This is a genomic window from Tessaracoccus sp. MC1627 (assembly GCF_014164725.1).
Lineage (GTDB): Bacteria > Actinomycetota > Actinomycetes > Propionibacteriales > Propionibacteriaceae > Arachnia.
In genome coordinates this window covers 240,138-253,239 of record NZ_JACJGA010000005.1, presented here as the reverse complement: position 1 = coordinate 253,239, position 13,102 = coordinate 240,138, and the positions used below count along the sequence as shown (strand labels likewise).

At 69.8% G+C, this 13,102-nt stretch carries 14 protein-coding genes; 4 read left to right on the top strand and 10 right to left on the bottom strand.

All coding sequences use genetic code 11. From position 1 onward, the window contains the following. Positions 1–112: 112 nt before the first annotated feature. The 3 genes from H5399_RS12260 to H5399_RS12250 form a co-directional block, all read right to left on the bottom strand. A complete protein-coding gene (locus H5399_RS12260) occupies positions 113–508 on the bottom strand; it encodes a type II toxin-antitoxin system VapC family toxin (protein ID WP_182783325.1) in 396 nt (131 codons plus the stop codon). Next, positions 505–765: a type II toxin-antitoxin system Phd/YefM family antitoxin gene (locus H5399_RS12255; protein ID WP_182783324.1), complete on the bottom strand. Its 261-nt coding sequence runs from the start codon at positions 763–765 to the stop codon at positions 505–507. Before H5399_RS12255 ends, H5399_RS12260 begins: the two co-directional genes overlap by 4 nt. A gap of 111 nt (positions 766–876) precedes the next feature. After that, positions 877–2,694, bottom strand: a complete 1,818-nt coding sequence (locus H5399_RS12250) for a phosphoenolpyruvate carboxykinase (GTP) (RefSeq protein ID WP_182783323.1) — start codon at positions 2,692–2,694, stop codon at positions 877–879. 132 nt (positions 2,695–2,826) lie between these two features. On the opposite strand from H5399_RS12250, the gene H5399_RS12245 reads away from it, so the two are divergent. Further along, positions 2,827–4,257, top strand: a complete 1,431-nt coding sequence (locus tag H5399_RS12245; RefSeq protein WP_182783322.1) for an XRE family transcriptional regulator — start codon at positions 2,827–2,829, stop codon at positions 4,255–4,257. A gap of 28 nt (positions 4,258–4,285) precedes the next feature. On the opposite strand, the gene H5399_RS12240 is transcribed toward H5399_RS12245, so the two are convergent. The 3 genes from H5399_RS12240 to H5399_RS12230 are packed head-to-tail and all read right to left on the bottom strand — an operon-like array spanning position 4,286 to position 5,378. Next, complete coding sequence (locus H5399_RS12240) at positions 4,286–4,714, bottom strand: PIN domain-containing protein (protein ID WP_182783321.1); 429 nt, start codon at positions 4,712–4,714, stop codon at positions 4,286–4,288. Continuing rightward, entirely contained in the window at positions 4,711–4,998 is a 288-nt protein-coding gene (locus H5399_RS12235; RefSeq protein WP_182783320.1) for a type II toxin-antitoxin system Phd/YefM family antitoxin, read from the bottom strand. Before H5399_RS12235 ends, H5399_RS12240 begins: the two co-directional genes overlap by 4 nt. Positions 4,999–5,054: 56 nt before the next feature. After that, a complete protein-coding gene (locus H5399_RS12230) occupies positions 5,055–5,378 on the bottom strand; it encodes a DUF4143 domain-containing protein (RefSeq protein ID WP_182783319.1) in 324 nt (107 codons plus the stop codon). A 150-nt stretch (positions 5,379–5,528) separates the two neighbouring features. Between H5399_RS12230 and H5399_RS12225 the strand changes: the two genes are divergently transcribed. From H5399_RS12225 to H5399_RS12215, 3 genes are read left to right on the top strand one after another with little or no spacing between them, the layout of a single operon-like run. Then, a complete protein-coding gene (locus tag H5399_RS12225; RefSeq protein ID WP_220489138.1) occupies positions 5,529–6,020 on the top strand; it encodes a DUF456 domain-containing protein in 492 nt (163 codons plus the stop codon). Between the two features lie 22 nt (positions 6,021–6,042). After that, the gene (locus H5399_RS12220) at positions 6,043–6,660 is read left to right on the top strand and encodes a phosphatase PAP2 family protein (protein WP_182783318.1); all 618 of its coding nucleotides are present in this window, start codon (positions 6,043–6,045) and stop codon (positions 6,658–6,660) included. A gap of 19 nt (positions 6,661–6,679) precedes the next feature. Further along, the gene (locus tag H5399_RS12215) at positions 6,680–7,606 is read left to right on the top strand and encodes a hypothetical protein (RefSeq protein ID WP_182783317.1); all 927 of its coding nucleotides are present in this window, start codon (positions 6,680–6,682) and stop codon (positions 7,604–7,606) included. Positions 7,607–7,677: 71 nt separating this feature from the next. On the opposite strand, the gene H5399_RS12210 is transcribed toward H5399_RS12215, so the two are convergent. From H5399_RS12210 to H5399_RS12195, 4 genes are all read right to left on the bottom strand, one after another. After that, positions 7,678–8,598: a peptidoglycan-binding protein gene (locus tag H5399_RS12210; RefSeq protein WP_182783316.1), complete on the bottom strand. Its 921-nt coding sequence runs from the start codon at positions 8,596–8,598 to the stop codon at positions 7,678–7,680. 96 nt (positions 8,599–8,694) lie between these two features. Then, complete coding sequence (locus tag H5399_RS12205) at positions 8,695–11,100, bottom strand: glycoside hydrolase family 2 TIM barrel-domain containing protein (RefSeq protein WP_182783315.1); 2,406 nt, start codon at positions 11,098–11,100, stop codon at positions 8,695–8,697. A 4-nt stretch (positions 11,101–11,104) separates the two neighbouring features. Then, the gene (locus H5399_RS12200) at positions 11,105–11,680 is read right to left on the bottom strand and encodes a TetR/AcrR family transcriptional regulator (protein ID WP_182783314.1); all 576 of its coding nucleotides are present in this window, start codon (positions 11,678–11,680) and stop codon (positions 11,105–11,107) included. A 36-nt stretch (positions 11,681–11,716) separates the two neighbouring features. Further along, positions 11,717–12,976 (bottom strand): MFS transporter, encoded by a 1,260-nt coding sequence (locus H5399_RS12195; RefSeq protein ID WP_182783313.1) that lies wholly within the window; start codon positions 12,974–12,976, stop codon positions 11,717–11,719. Positions 12,977–13,102 lie beyond the last annotated feature (126 nt).

The window sequence follows — 13,102 nt, the reverse complement described above, 5'->3', positions numbered from 1 at the left end:
CCCTTCGGTCGATGACGGAGACGTCCCCACAGTAGGTGTCTTATTGCCCATTAGGCAAATTTGCCCATTGAGCATTCGGTTGCCGTTCTGCGCGCCCCGAGCCCGCTGACAGCTACACGCGGATCACCTCGAGCGCGCCCAGCTCAGCGAGCACGTCGAACCCCGAGTCCTGAGTGACCACCGGCAGTCCGTTGGCCAGCGCCACGGCCGCGATCCACAGATCATTGATCCCCATTGATCGACCGGCCTCGTGCAGCTGCACCCGCAGCGACGCCCACTGCCTGGCCGCCGCCCCGTCCACCGCCAGCGGCTCCAGGCCGGCGAGTCTCTCGACGGTGGCCAGCCTGGCCACGCGCGTCCGCGTGTCGGGCGCCGCCAACACGCCCGCCTGAAGCTCGGCGAGCGTCACGACGCAGACGTACGCCTCATCGGGAAGCGCGGCGGTGTCGAGTAGCCGACCCACTTCCCCAGCGATCCACACACTGGTGTCCAGCAGACCGGCGCTCACCTGATGGGCCCGAGGTCTTCCGTGGAACCCGCGGAGATCCACCCGAGGTCCGACTCAATGGTGACGTCTACCCGCTGGGCGTGCACCAGGTCGATCAGGTCGGAGCGCTTCATTGCGACCGGCCTGCGCCTCGTGGGGCTCCGGATCTCGGCAACCGGCTCCCCATTCACCGTCACGGTGACGACGTCCCCAGCAGCGACGCGGTCCAGGACTGAGCGGGTGTGGTTGCGGAGGTCCCGGGAGGCGACGGTCGACATGTGCGCAACTGTAGCACTATCGCCACAGTCGCCCGGATCAGCGCAGCGGGCGCCCCTCCACGGAGGGACGCCCGTGCGTTCCTATGACCTGACCACGCGCCGGTCGCGGGGTCAGAGCCGGGAGCGGAACTCCTCGTGCTGCCGCCTCACGGCCGATGGCACCTTGGTGCCCATGCGGGCGAGGAAGACGTCGGTGTCGTCGGCCTCGGCGCTCAAGGCGGCGGCGTCGATCGCGAAGAGCGCGTCCCAGTCCTCGCCGCTCACGCCCGCAGCCTGGTAGTCGATCGCTCCATGGACAGGCACCAGACCGTACGGCGACTCCATCGCCGAGGTCTTCCCCTCGATGCGCTCGGTGATCCACGCGAGGGCGCGGGAGTTCTCGGAGAACCCGGGCCACAGGAAGCGGCCGTCCTCCCCCCGGCGGAACCAGTTGACCTGGAAGATCTGCGGCGCGTTGCCCGTCTCGCCGAGCCTCTTGCCGACGTTCAGCCAGTGCTGCCAGTGGTCCGCCATGTGGGTGCCGGAGAAGGGCAGCATCGCGAACGGGTCGCGGCGAAGCTCGCCGAGGGTTCCCTCGGCGGCGGCGGTGCGCTCCGAGGCGAGCGTCGCACCCATGTAGACGCCGTGCTCCCAGTCCCTGGCCTGCGCCACGAGCGGGACGTTGGTGGCGCGTCGCCCGCCGAAGATGATGGCGTCGATCGGCACGCCCGCCGGGTCATCCCACGTGTCCGCGATGGACGGGCACAGGTGGGCGGCGACGGTGAAGCGCGAGTTGGGATGCGCCGCCGGGGTTTCGGAGTCGGGGGTCCAGTCGCGGCCCTGCCAGTCGGTCAGGTGCGACGGCGCCTCGTCCGTGAGGCCCTCCCACCAGACGTCGCCGTCGTCGGTGAGGGCGACGTTGGTGAAGACAGTGTCGCCCTCGATCGTCGCGATCGCGGTGGGGTTGGTGGAGTGACCGGTGCCGGGGGCCACCCCGAAGAAGCCGGCCTCAGGGTTGATGGCCCGCAGTCGGCCGTCGGGGCCCTGCGCCATCCAGGCGATGTCGTCACCGATGGTCTCGACCCTCCAGCCGGGGATGGAGGGACGCAGCATCGCGAAGTTCGTCTTGCCGCAGGCGCTGGGGAACCCGGCGGCCACATGGAACGTGCGGCCCTCGGGGTTCGTCGCCTTGAGCAGGAGCATGTGGGCGGCCAACCAGCCCTCCTCCTCGCCGATCTTCGAGGCGATACGCAGCGCGAACCCCTTCTTGGCGAGGATGGCGTTGCCCCCGTAGGCCGAGCCGAAGGACCAGATCTCGCGGCTCTCCGGGTAGTGGACGATGTACTTGGTCTCGTTGCACGGCCAGACCACGTCCTCCTCGCCGGGCAGCAGAGGCGCGCCGACGGAGTGCACCGCCGGGACCCACTCCGTGCCCGGGCCGATCTGCGCAAGCGCGGCGGCGCCCATCCGCGTCATGATGCCGGTGCTGATCACCACGTAGGGCGAGTCGGTGACCTGGACACCCAGGCGGGCGAGTGGGCTGCCCACCGGCCCCATGGAGAACGGGACGACGTACATGGTGCGCCCACGCATCGCCCCCCGGAACAGGCCGCTCAAGGTCTCGCGCATCTCCGACGGCGGGGCCCAGTTGTTGGTGGGGCCGGCGTCATCCTCGCGCTCTGAGCAGATGAAGGTCCGGGACTCCACCCGGGCCACGTCGCTCGGGTTGGAGCGGGCCAGGTAGCTGTTGGGGCGCTTGGCGGGGTTGAGCTTGATGAGGGTGCCTGCCGCCACGGACTCGTCGAGCATCCGCTGGCGCTCCTCGGCGGAGCCGTCGCACCAGAGGATGCGCTCCGGCTGGGTCAGCTCGGCGATCGAATCCACCCACTCGACGATGCGGGAGTCGGCGTTATCGGGTGCGTGGCGGGTGAACGTGGCGGTGGCGGTCATGAGATTCTCCAACCTTGTGGGTGTCGCTTCGGTGCGGGATGAGCTTGTGGCTTCACCATACGGAAGGGGACCCGGGGTTCTACTGGTCAGATTGCTGTGAACTTCGGCAGTTCTTCGCGTATGGTGAACTGCATGGCAGATCTCTCCACGCTGGGGCGGCGCATCCGGCATTTCCGCACCAAGGCCGGCCTGACGCTGGAAGAACTGGGAGAGATCACGGGGACGGCTCCCAGCCAGCTGTCCATGGTGGAGAACGGCCACCGCGAACCCCGCCTGTCGCTGCTGGAGGCCATCGCAGCAGCCCTGAGCGTGACCGCCTCGGATCTGCTGGCCGCCGAGCCCCCGTCGCCGCGGGCCGCGCTTGAGATCGAACTCGAGAAGGCCCAGGCCTCCCCTGCGTACCGGGAGCTCGGCCTGCCCCTCCTGCGCCCTTCGCGGGCGATGTCCGACGCGACGCTGAAGACGATCGTCGGCCTGCACCGCGAACTCGACAGGCGCGCCCGGATGGCCATCTCAACGCCCGAGGAGGCGCGGCGAGCCAACACCCAGCACCGGACGACGATGCGGGAGCGGAACAACCACCTGCCTGAGATCGAGCTGATCGCGGAGCAGGCAACCAAGGCAGTGCGGCACACGTCTGGCGCCCTGACCCACCGCACGGTCGCGGAGATGGCCAAGCGGGTGGGGCTGACCATCGTGCACACCGACGACCTCCCCCACTCGGCGCGTGCCGTCGTGGACCTCGAGCACGGCCGCATCTACATCCCGCCGGCCTCCATCCCCGGCGGACACGGGCTGCGATCGCTGGCGCTGCAGGCCATGGCCAACACCGTGCTCGAGCATGAGGCGCCGGCCGACTACGCCGACTTCCTCCGCCAGCGCCTCGAGGCCAGCTACTTCGCCGCGGCGTGCCTGATGCCCCGCGCCGCCTCCGTCGACTTCCTGGAGCGCGCGAAGCGGGAGCGCAACATCGCGATCGAGGACTTCCGCGACACCTTCGGGGTCACCCACGAGGGCGCGGCGCTGCGGTTCACCAACCTGGCCACCCACTACCTGGGGATCACGCTTCACTACCTGCGGGTCAACGGCGACGGCACCGTCGTGGGTGCCTATGAGAACGACGGTCTTCCGCTGCCCCAGGACGCGACCGGTTCGACGGAGGGCGAGGTGGTCTGCCGCCACTGGAGCGCGCGAAAGGCGTTCGCGCGTGCCACCCGCACCAGCGAGCACTACCAGTACACGGACACGCCTGCCGGCACCTTCTTCGAGTCGACCCAGACCGGGACCGGCGCAACGGCGGAGTTCTCCATCACCCTGGGCGTGCCCTATGCCGAGTCGAAGTGGTTCCGGGGGCGCGAATCACAGCAGCGCGCGGTATCGACGTGCCCGGACGCGCGGTGCTGCCGCAGGCCGGAGGATGGGCTCTCGGAGCGCTGGAGGGGGCAGGGGTGGGCGTCGCCCAGGGTGCGGACCCACCTGTTCGCTCCCCTGCCCCAGGGGACCTATCCGGGTGTGGACGATCGCGAACTCTACGAGTTCCTCGAGGCGCACGCGCACGACTGAGCCGTCGGCGTGGCCCACCGACGGCACCTCACGTCTGGGCGTTGGCCAGATCCTCCGGGTACACAACGTCGATCTCGTCGATCGCGGTGGGGAAGTCCCTGCGATTGTTGGTGAGGAACCGGTCAGCACCTGACGCGACGGCAGTGGCCAGATGTACCGCGTCCGCCGCCCGTAGTCTGTAGGTGACGGCCAGCGCGACGGCGAGTCGCGCCGTCGCCTCGTCCACCGGGCGAAGCTCCAGCCGACCGAGGAGGCCGGCCAGCGCCTTGACCTCGGCGGAGTCGGGGTCTTCCCTCAGTGGCTTGGTCAGCACCTCTGGCAGGAGCAGGACTGAGCCGATGCCGACGGGCCCCTCACCTTCAACGGCGAACAACGAGGCCACGGGCACCCCAAGAGGGTGACCATCGGCTGCCGCGTAGATGAGCACATCGGCGTCGAAGGCAGTGAGGAGTGTCATCGGCCGGACCGTGCGTCACGGACCGCATCAGCGAGCTCCTCCGCCCGCTCGGGCGAGATGACGGGGCGCTGCAGCGGCTCGCTGCGGGTCGAGTCCAGGAGGCCCGCGATCCGCTCAGCCTCATCCCATACCTTCGACGCACGGCGCGCTTTGAGCACGTCCGGACGAACCAGGACGGCGACCACCCGGCCGTGCCTGGTGATCGACACCTCCTCGCCGGCCTCGACACGGTCGAGCTGCTCCGGAAGGGTCTGGCGTGCAGTGCTCACGCTGATTCTCGACATGGCGCAATCGTACACGCTTGTACATATCTGTACCTACGGTTTCCGGTCGTGATCCGTCACGCTCCCAGAAGCCCCAGGGGAATCACGGCCACCCCGTCTGGTCTGCGGTAGGCGTACTTACCGGTGGTGACGACCACCAGGTCCGCGACATCGTCGGGCATCTGGTCTCGAAGCCATAGCAGGTGGCGAACGTCGGCATCCCCCACCGTCGCAGACAGCTTGACCTCTATCGCGACGACCTGGCCGTCCGGTCCCTCGACGACAAGATCGATCTCCCTGTCCCCTCGCGATGTGCGCAGGTGCCCGATCCGGGCGCGGTGGACCTGAGCTGCAACCCGGACCGTCAGCGTCACAAGGGACTCGAACAGAGGGCCCGTCATGGACGCGCCGCGCGGGCTCAGCAGGGCGTCGCTTGCCTCCCGACTCTCTACGCTACTGTTTTTCAGTCTTCTACGCTACTGTTTCTCGGCCCTCTAGGCTATCGTTCTTCGCCTCAGTACCGATCTCGCGGGCACCGTAGGCTGGAGCGTGTGAGCATTGAAGTCATCGCCGCCATCGCGGCCGTCGTTCTGGTCCTGGTGGGCCTCGTGGGCATCGTCTTCCCGGTGCTGCCGGGCAGCATCATGGTCGGCGCCGGGGCCCTCGTCTGGGCGATCTGGGGCGCCTCGAGCTGGGGATGGGTCGCGTTCGGCGTGGCCGCGGTGCTGCTGGTCGTCGGCGGGCTGAGCAGCTGGCTGCTCACAGGCCGGTCGCTGCAGCAGCGGCAGATCCCGAAGTGGCCGATCACGGTCGGACTCCTGCTGGGCATCGTCGGGATGTTCGTGCTGCCGGGCTTCGGTCTGCCGATCGGTTTCGTGATCGGCCTGCTGCTTGCCGAGTGGTACCGGGTGCGCAATTTCCGCCAGGCGGCCGTCACGAGCTGGGAGACGGTCAAGGCCCTGGGGCTCGGGATCCTGATCGAGCTCGGCTGCGCGATGCTGGCGACTGCGGTCGTCGCGGTGAGTGTCGCGACCGCCTGGTGACGGCGAGCGGCAGACTGGGTCCATGGACCACCGGTCAGACCCCCCTCACCTGGCCCCTGCCTGGGCGACGGCGGTGGGACTCGGCGTGGTGGCCGCCGTCGCGACGTGGCTGGCCAACCAGGTGATCGTCGGATCCTTCGCCGACGCTCCCCGCCCCGACGACCTGCTGTTCGAGCTCCTCCCCTACGTCTCCCCAGCACGCTGGCTCACGGTGGTGGCCCTGGCTGCGGGGATAGGCGTCTACCTGTGGGCGACATGGCGCGCGGCGCCGTCGACGTTGCCCGCTGCTGCCACGGCCGTGGCGCTGATGTACCTCCTGCGGGCGGGAATGATCGTCCTGACCCCGTTGGCGCCGGCCTACGGGGAGGGCATCTTCGTCTTCCCCCAGGAGCAGTTCGGCACGTTCCCCTCCGGCCACACGGCCCTGCTCACCCTGCTCGCCCTCCGGGTTCCCGACGATCGGCCGCGACTTCGTCTCTTCCAATGGGCCATGGTCGCGCTCATGGTCGCCGGCCTGCTTTTGGCGCAGGGGCACTACTCCATCGACATCATCGGAGGCCTGCTGCTCGCCTACTTCGTGGCCACCGTCTGGCGGCACGGGAGGCTGTTTTCGCCCATCACGAGAGTCACCGGCCCCTGAGCCCCGCCCCTGACCTAAGGTGAGCGGATCAACCGAAACCGCCACGCCAACGAAGGACGCGATGATCTCCACCGGGGCACGACCCGCCAAGGGGCGGCGTGACGGCCGCCTGGTCGACGACCTTCCCGCGATGCGTCGCGTGGTGCCCCACCTGATGCCCACCCGGCTCGACGCCACGGTCTACTACCCCCAGTATCTGGAGGTGGAGCGGCTGATGTCCTGGCTGGACGACGTCAATCTCCATCGCCCGGCCGAGCAACAGATCCGCTTCTTCCACGTCTTCCTCACCGCGCTGGCCCGGCTCTTCCACCAGCGCCCGGAGCTCAACCGGTTCATCTCCGGGCGGCGCACCTACGAGCACCGCGACATCTCCTTCGCGTTCACGGTGAAGAAGGCCCTCACCGACGAGGCCGACGAGGTCCAGGCGCAGATCACGTTCACGGGACTCGAGACCGTCGACGAGGTGCGCACCATGGTCGACGAGGCGCTGACCCGGGCGCGCAACCACACCCGCAACGAGAGCGACAGGCTGGTGTCGCAGCTTGTCCGGCTCCCAGGCCCGGTGATCGCCGCCGTCGCCAGAACGGCATGGGCGCTGGACTCCATCAACCGGCTGCCGAAGATACTGCAGGATGCCATCCCCACGTACGCCAGCGCCTACCTCGTCAACATGGGCTCGCTGAAGGCCGAGGCGCCGTTCCACCACCTGTATCGACACGGAACCGCGGGCGTGTTCGTCTCTATCGGCACCATTCGTCCCGAGCCGGTGGTCGACGAGTCTGGCGCCATCGTCGCCCGGCGCCGCGTGGACGTCGTCTACACGATCGACGAGCGGGTCACCGACGGCTTCTACCTCGTGCGGTCGGCCCACATACTTCAGCAGATGGTCGACGACACGGACGCGCTGCTCCACCCCCCGGCCGAGCGAGTGCCACCTGGTCCGTGACTGGGTGGGGGATCTGGTCGCGACTACGCCACCAGATCCGCCGGTCAAAGGGCGGCGCCGCTCTCCACCACTCAGGCGAGCAGAGCCGACCAGGTGACGGGCCCGACCAACCCGTCGACGGGGATGCCCCGCCACATCTGGAACGCCCTGACTGCGGCGTCGGTCTGCGGGCCGAAGTCACCGTCGACCACTGTCTCGTAACCCCAGTAGTTGAGCATTCGCTGCAGCACCTTCACGCCGTCGCTGTCAGAGCCCTGGCTGAGCGTCGGCAGCAGTGAGGCCCACGTCGTGTCGTCGACCACCCCGGTGACCGCCAGCCCTTGTTGGGCCTGCCACAGGCGCACCGACCGCTCCGTCGCGGGCCCGAAGTCGCCGTCGGCCAGCGTGCGGATCCCCCTCCACGCGAGCAACTCCTGCAGTGCCGTCACCACCGTGCCCTGGTCACCCCGATAGAGCGGGTAGTAGCGCTCGAACACCTGCGGCGCCGCGGGCGGGGCATCACCCACCGGCTCCTCGACGATGGGCTCGACGGCTGCCTGGGTCGCGGCGGGCGCGGGCAGATCCGGGCTGGATGCGACGGTGGTCGCGGGCGCGGCGACCGGCTCGGGCTCTGGCTCTGACTCTGGCGACGGCTCCACGGAGACGAAGACCGTCGTCACTGGGGCGGGTGTCGCGACGGCGGTGTCCGCGGCCAGGTCGGAGTCACCTCCCAGCATCATCATCACCATGCCGACCCCCGCGGCCAGGACGAGCACCACGAGACCCACGACGATGGCCACCGTTGCCCGGCCAGTCTTCGCGGGCTCCGGGGGCGGTGGTGTCGCGGCGTACGCCCACGGCTGCGGGTAGCCCTGCTGCGGAGGCGGAGTCTGTGGGTAGATGAACCCGGGGCCTTGGCCGGGCGGTGGCTGCTGGCCCTGGGGCAGTTGGGCGGAGGGCTGCTGGCCCGGCGGACCGAACCCCGCCTGGCACTGCGGGCACAGCTCGCCCACGGTCGGATTCCCACACGATCGACAGCGCCTCATCGTCGCCCCCCTGCTCCCGAGCATCATGGCATACGCTCAGCCGCCCGGCTGGGCGAGGGCGATTCAGGCCACCGTCAGGGTCAGCCGCACCGGCTCCAGCCCGTCGGCCGACACCGTCACGGTCATTTCTCCCGCCCCGGAAGGCCGCACCACGGCCAGTGCCCGGCCGTCGAACGTGCGCCACGTGTCGGCGTCGAAACGCTCGGCCGTCTTCGGGTTTGCGCTGCACATGCCGGCCAGCACCCCGGCCCCCTCCACCTCGACGGTGACCGCCCGGTCCGCCGTCGTGACGAGAACGCCGTTGTCATCGCGCAGTTCGATGGCGACGAACGCGAGGTCGGCGTCGTCGTTTCGCAGGTCGGCGCGGTCTGCGGTCGCGGTCAGGCGGGCGGGCGTCGTCGCGGTGGCGATGCTGGTGCGGCCCGCCTCCTCGCCGTCCCGGTATGCGACGGCGGTCAGCTCGCCGGCGCGGTAGGCGGTCTCCAGCGTGGCCACGCTCGGGAGCTTCTCCCCCGTCGTCGCCCGCGACACCTCCACCCCGTCGAGCAGCAGCGCCACCTCGTCGGCATCGGCATAGACCTCGACGACGATTGGCTTGCCCTCGAAGCCCGGCCACGTCCACGACGAGACCGAATCGCTCCAGCCCCACGGCGACTGCATCGTGATGGTGTGCCCGTGGTGCTCCGGCCGCTGGACGGCGAGGTAGGGCTCGGTGCGGAGGCCGAACACGACCTCGCGGTAGTAGGAGACGGGGCGCCGCCAACCGGTGATGTCGAGATCCCCGCACCACGCCGTCAGGTACGGGTACTCGCGCTCCAGCCCCGGGACCGCATCGGGGTCTTCGGCGTACGCCGTCGCGCCGATCCCCACCTCGCCGAGATAGTCCCAGCCGGTCCAGGTGAAGTCACCGATCACGTTCGGCGCATCCTTGACCATTGGCCACAAGCGGCCGATCTGGGACGGGAAGGTCTCCGACCCCACGATCACGCGGTGCGGGAACAGGTCCTCGTCGATGGCGTAGCGCGACTCCGCGTAGTTGAGTCCAAGCACGTCGAGCGGGGCGCTGGACTCCGCGGTGCGCCTTCCGGCCGACTCGCTGGCGCTGACAATGGCGAACGGGCCCCCTTCCGCGGCCATCATCTCGTTCAGACCGCCGGACTCCTCGGCGATCGCGGGCACCTCGTCGATCACCGCCAGGAACGGGTTGATGCCGTTGGTGACCAGCCGCGTGGGGTCGAGGTCGCGGACGTGCTCGGCCATCCGCCTGGCCCAGCGGGCGCCGTGCGGGGTGCCCACCTCGGCGATCTCGTTGCCGATGGAGTACATGATCACGGATGCATGGTTGCGGTCCTTGGCCACCATTGCCTCGAGGTCGGCAGCCCACCACTGCGGGAAGTCCGCGGCGTAGTCGTACGGGGTCTTGAAGCGGGTCCACATGTCAAAGGCCTCGTCCATCACCATCATCCCAAGCCGGTCGCAGGCGTCGAGCATCGCGGGCGAGGCTGGGTTGTGGGCGGTGCGGATGGCGTTGAATCCGGCCTCCTTGAGCAGCTCGATGCGGCGCTCGTCGGCGCGCCCGATGGCGGCGGCGCCGAGGGGCCCGTTGTCCGCGTGGAGGCAGGCGCCGCGCAGCAGGACGGGCTCGCCGTTGATCCGAAGGCCCTTGCGGGGGTCGACGGTGACGGTGCGGATGCCGAACCTCACCTGTGTGGGAGCGCCGTCCAGCGACACCTGGGCGGTGTAGAGCCACGGGTGGTCCGGGCTCCACAGGCGGGGCTGCTGGACGTAGAACCGTTGCCTGACTAGGGCGGTCTCCCCCGGGGCGAGCGTCGACGGCGTGGCGTCGCGCTCAACCTCCCCGCCGTCGGCGTCGCGCAGCACCGTCTCAGCGACCACGGTGGCCGTGGCCATGCCGGCGTTCCGCATCGTGGTCACGACGTCGACCACCGCCTGGTCGTCCTCCACGCGCACTGTCGTCACGGCCACACCGTCTGGAACGACGTGGACGGGCTCGTCGACGTGGAGGACGACCGGCCGGTGCAGGCCAGCGCCGGAGTACCAGCGCGAGTCCTGGCCGGAGCGCACCTCAAGGCGTAGCTCGTTGTCCTGGCCATAGCGGAGGTACGGGGTGAGGTCGACGAAGGCGCGGGCGTACCCGTCGGCACGGTTGCCGGCGAACTCATCATTGAGGAAGACCTGGGCGCGACGGTAGGCGCCTTGGATCTCGAGGCGCACAAGCTTCCCGCGCCACTCCTCTGGAACCTGGAAGGTCTTGAGGTAGGTGAAGCCGGCCTGCGGGTAGTAGGCGCCGGCACCCCTACCGGGAGCATCGGGGGTGCGTTCGGTGTCGCGGAGGGCGTCGTGCGGGAGCCGGACCGGCGTGGGCTCGGCGCCCTCGCCGTTGGCCGCGGCGAACGGGCCGAGCGGCAGGCGGTAGGACCAGCCGTCGTTGAAGGGGATCGCGTTCATGGTTCTACTCCTGCTCAGGGGCCGACGGCTGGGTGGGGGGTTCGGGGATCAGCGCTAGGAAGACGTGCCGCACGATGTCCTCGGTCACCTCGTCGGGGGCGAGCCAGCGCTGTAGGCCGAGGCCCTCCTGGACCGCGTCGATGGCACGGGGGCTGACCCCGTCGACCCGCTGCGCGATGGCGTCGCGGGACCGGCGCATCCACTGGCGCATCAGGTCCGCGTAGCGCTCCTGCCGGAACGCCAGCACGTAGAGCTCGGCCAGAAGGACCTTCGTCCGGACGTCTCCGTCGTCCTCGAGGACGAGGTGGGTGAGCGCGTCGACGGGGTCGGTGCCCGGTGTGGCCATGGCGCGGTCGAGGGGCGAGAAGCTCTCGTCGGCGAACCGCTCGAAGGCGGCAAAGATCAGGTCCTCCCGAGTGGGGAAGTGGTAGGTCATCGAGCCGAGGGGAATGTCCGCAGCCGCCGCGACCGTCCGGTACGTGGCCCCCGCCACTCCGTGCTCGGCGATGAGATCGAGGGTCGCGGCGATGATCCGGCCGCGACGCTCGGGGTCGTGCCGTCGGGTCGCGCTGCGCTCCATGGTGTCCCCTCGCCGTCGTCGACTGGCGCGACTCTATCAGAACGTACGTATATGACTCGCCGCGCGGGCCCAGAACAGGACGGGGACGAGCAGCAACGCCAACAGCCCGCCGGACAGCGACAGGAAGGCATAGTCGGTTGCCGCGACCACCACGCCGGACATCACCCCGCCGCCGGCGCCGGCCAGGGCGATGAGCACGTCGACGCTCCCCTGCACCCGCGCCCGGTTGCCGGGCGCCGTCGCGTCGATGACCAGAGCGGTGCCCGAGATCAGACCGAAGTTCCATCCCAGCCCCAGCAGGACGAGGGCGAGAATGAGGGGGCCGAGCGAGTCACCCGGCGCCAAAGCCGCGACCCCTCCAGCCGTCAGCAGAGTCACCCCGGCCGCGACCGCCATCGGTGTCCGCCCCAGCCTGTCCACCAGCATTCCCGTCAGCGGTGAGGGGAGGAACATCGCCGCGATGTGCAGCCCGATCACCAGGCCGACGGACCCCAGCTGGTGGTCGTGCGCGCGCATGTGCACGGGGGTCATGGTCATGATCGCCGTCATCGCGACCTGCGTGAGCACCATGACGGTGGCGCCGACGTAGGCGCCCACGGCCACTGGCGGCAACGTCGACGCTGACCCCTCGACGCTCTGGCTGGGGTTCTCGAGCACCTTGGCGAGCAGGTAGGGGTCTGGGCGGAGGAACATGAAGAGCACCAGACCCGCCCCGAGGAAGGCCGCAGCGGCCAGCAGGAACGGCCCGGCAAGGGCCGGGATACCGAGGGACTCGGCGAGGACGCCCAGCGGCTGGACCAGGTTCGGGCCCGCCACCGCCCCGAGCGTCGTGGACACCATCGCGATGCTCACGGCGGTCCCACGCCTGTCGGGGAGGGCCAGGTCCGCCCCGGCGTAGCGGGCCTGGAGCGTGGTCGCGGTGCCGGCGCCGTAGACGAACAGGGACGCGAACAGCAGGGGCACGCTCCCGACGACCGCCGCGACCACCACGCCGATCGCTCCGAGCCCGCCCGCCCCGAATCCGAGGCTCAGGCCGGTGCGTCGACCCCACCGGTCTGTTGTGCGCCCGACCAGGAAAGCGGTCAATGCCGCGCCGAGGGTGAACAGCGCCGTCGGGATGCCGGCGAGGCCCTCGGAACCCAGCATCTCCTGGGCCAGCAGCGCCCCGACGGTGACCCCGGCAGCAAGCCCCGCTCCGCCGAGCACCTGGCTGGCGACGACGACGGTGAGCGTCCGCTTCTGGATCCGGGCGCGCTCGGCACCGTCCGGAAGGTTCAACTCTGGGGCGGTGGGCATGGGTGGCTCCAGCCGAAGGATCTTAACGATCGAGCCTACCCCCGCGGAGGTCGCTTGTAGAGGGGGCCGGCGACGGCCACTTCGCCGCCGCCTGCGACGCACGAGCCCTAGCGGTGCTGGCGGCGG

What these genes read in the sequence shown, in the direction of transcription:
- H5399_RS12255 (WP_182783324.1), bottom strand. Translation starts at nt 765, where the DNA reads ATGTCGACCGTCGCCTCCCGGGACCTCCGCAACCACACCCGCTCAGTC.
- H5399_RS12250 (WP_182783323.1), bottom strand. Translation starts at nt 2,694, where the DNA reads ATGACCGCCACCGCCACGTTCACCCGCCACGCACCCGATAACGCCGAC.
- H5399_RS12245 (WP_182783322.1), top strand. Translation starts at nt 2,827, where the DNA reads ATGGCAGATCTCTCCACGCTGGGGCGGCGCATCCGGCATTTCCGCACC.
- H5399_RS12240 (WP_182783321.1), bottom strand. Translation starts at nt 4,714, where the DNA reads ATGACACTCCTCACTGCCTTCGACGCCGATGTGCTCATCTACGCGGCA.
- H5399_RS12235 (WP_182783320.1), bottom strand. Translation starts at nt 4,998, where the DNA reads ATGTCGAGAATCAGCGTGAGCACTGCACGCCAGACCCTTCCGGAGCAG.
- H5399_RS12230 (WP_182783319.1), bottom strand. Translation starts at nt 5,378, where the DNA reads ATGACGGGCCCTCTGTTCGAGTCCCTTGTGACGCTGACGGTCCGGGTT.
- H5399_RS12220 (WP_182783318.1), top strand. Translation starts at nt 6,043, where the DNA reads ATGGACCACCGGTCAGACCCCCCTCACCTGGCCCCTGCCTGGGCGACG.
- H5399_RS12205 (WP_182783315.1), bottom strand. Translation starts at nt 11,100, where the DNA reads ATGAACGCGATCCCCTTCAACGACGGCTGGTCCTACCGCCTGCCGCTC.
- H5399_RS12200 (WP_182783314.1), bottom strand. Translation starts at nt 11,680, where the DNA reads ATGGAGCGCAGCGCGACCCGACGGCACGACCCCGAGCGTCGCGGCCGG.
- H5399_RS12195 (WP_182783313.1), bottom strand. Translation starts at nt 12,976, where the DNA reads ATGCCCACCGCCCCAGAGTTGAACCTTCCGGACGGTGCCGAGCGCGCC.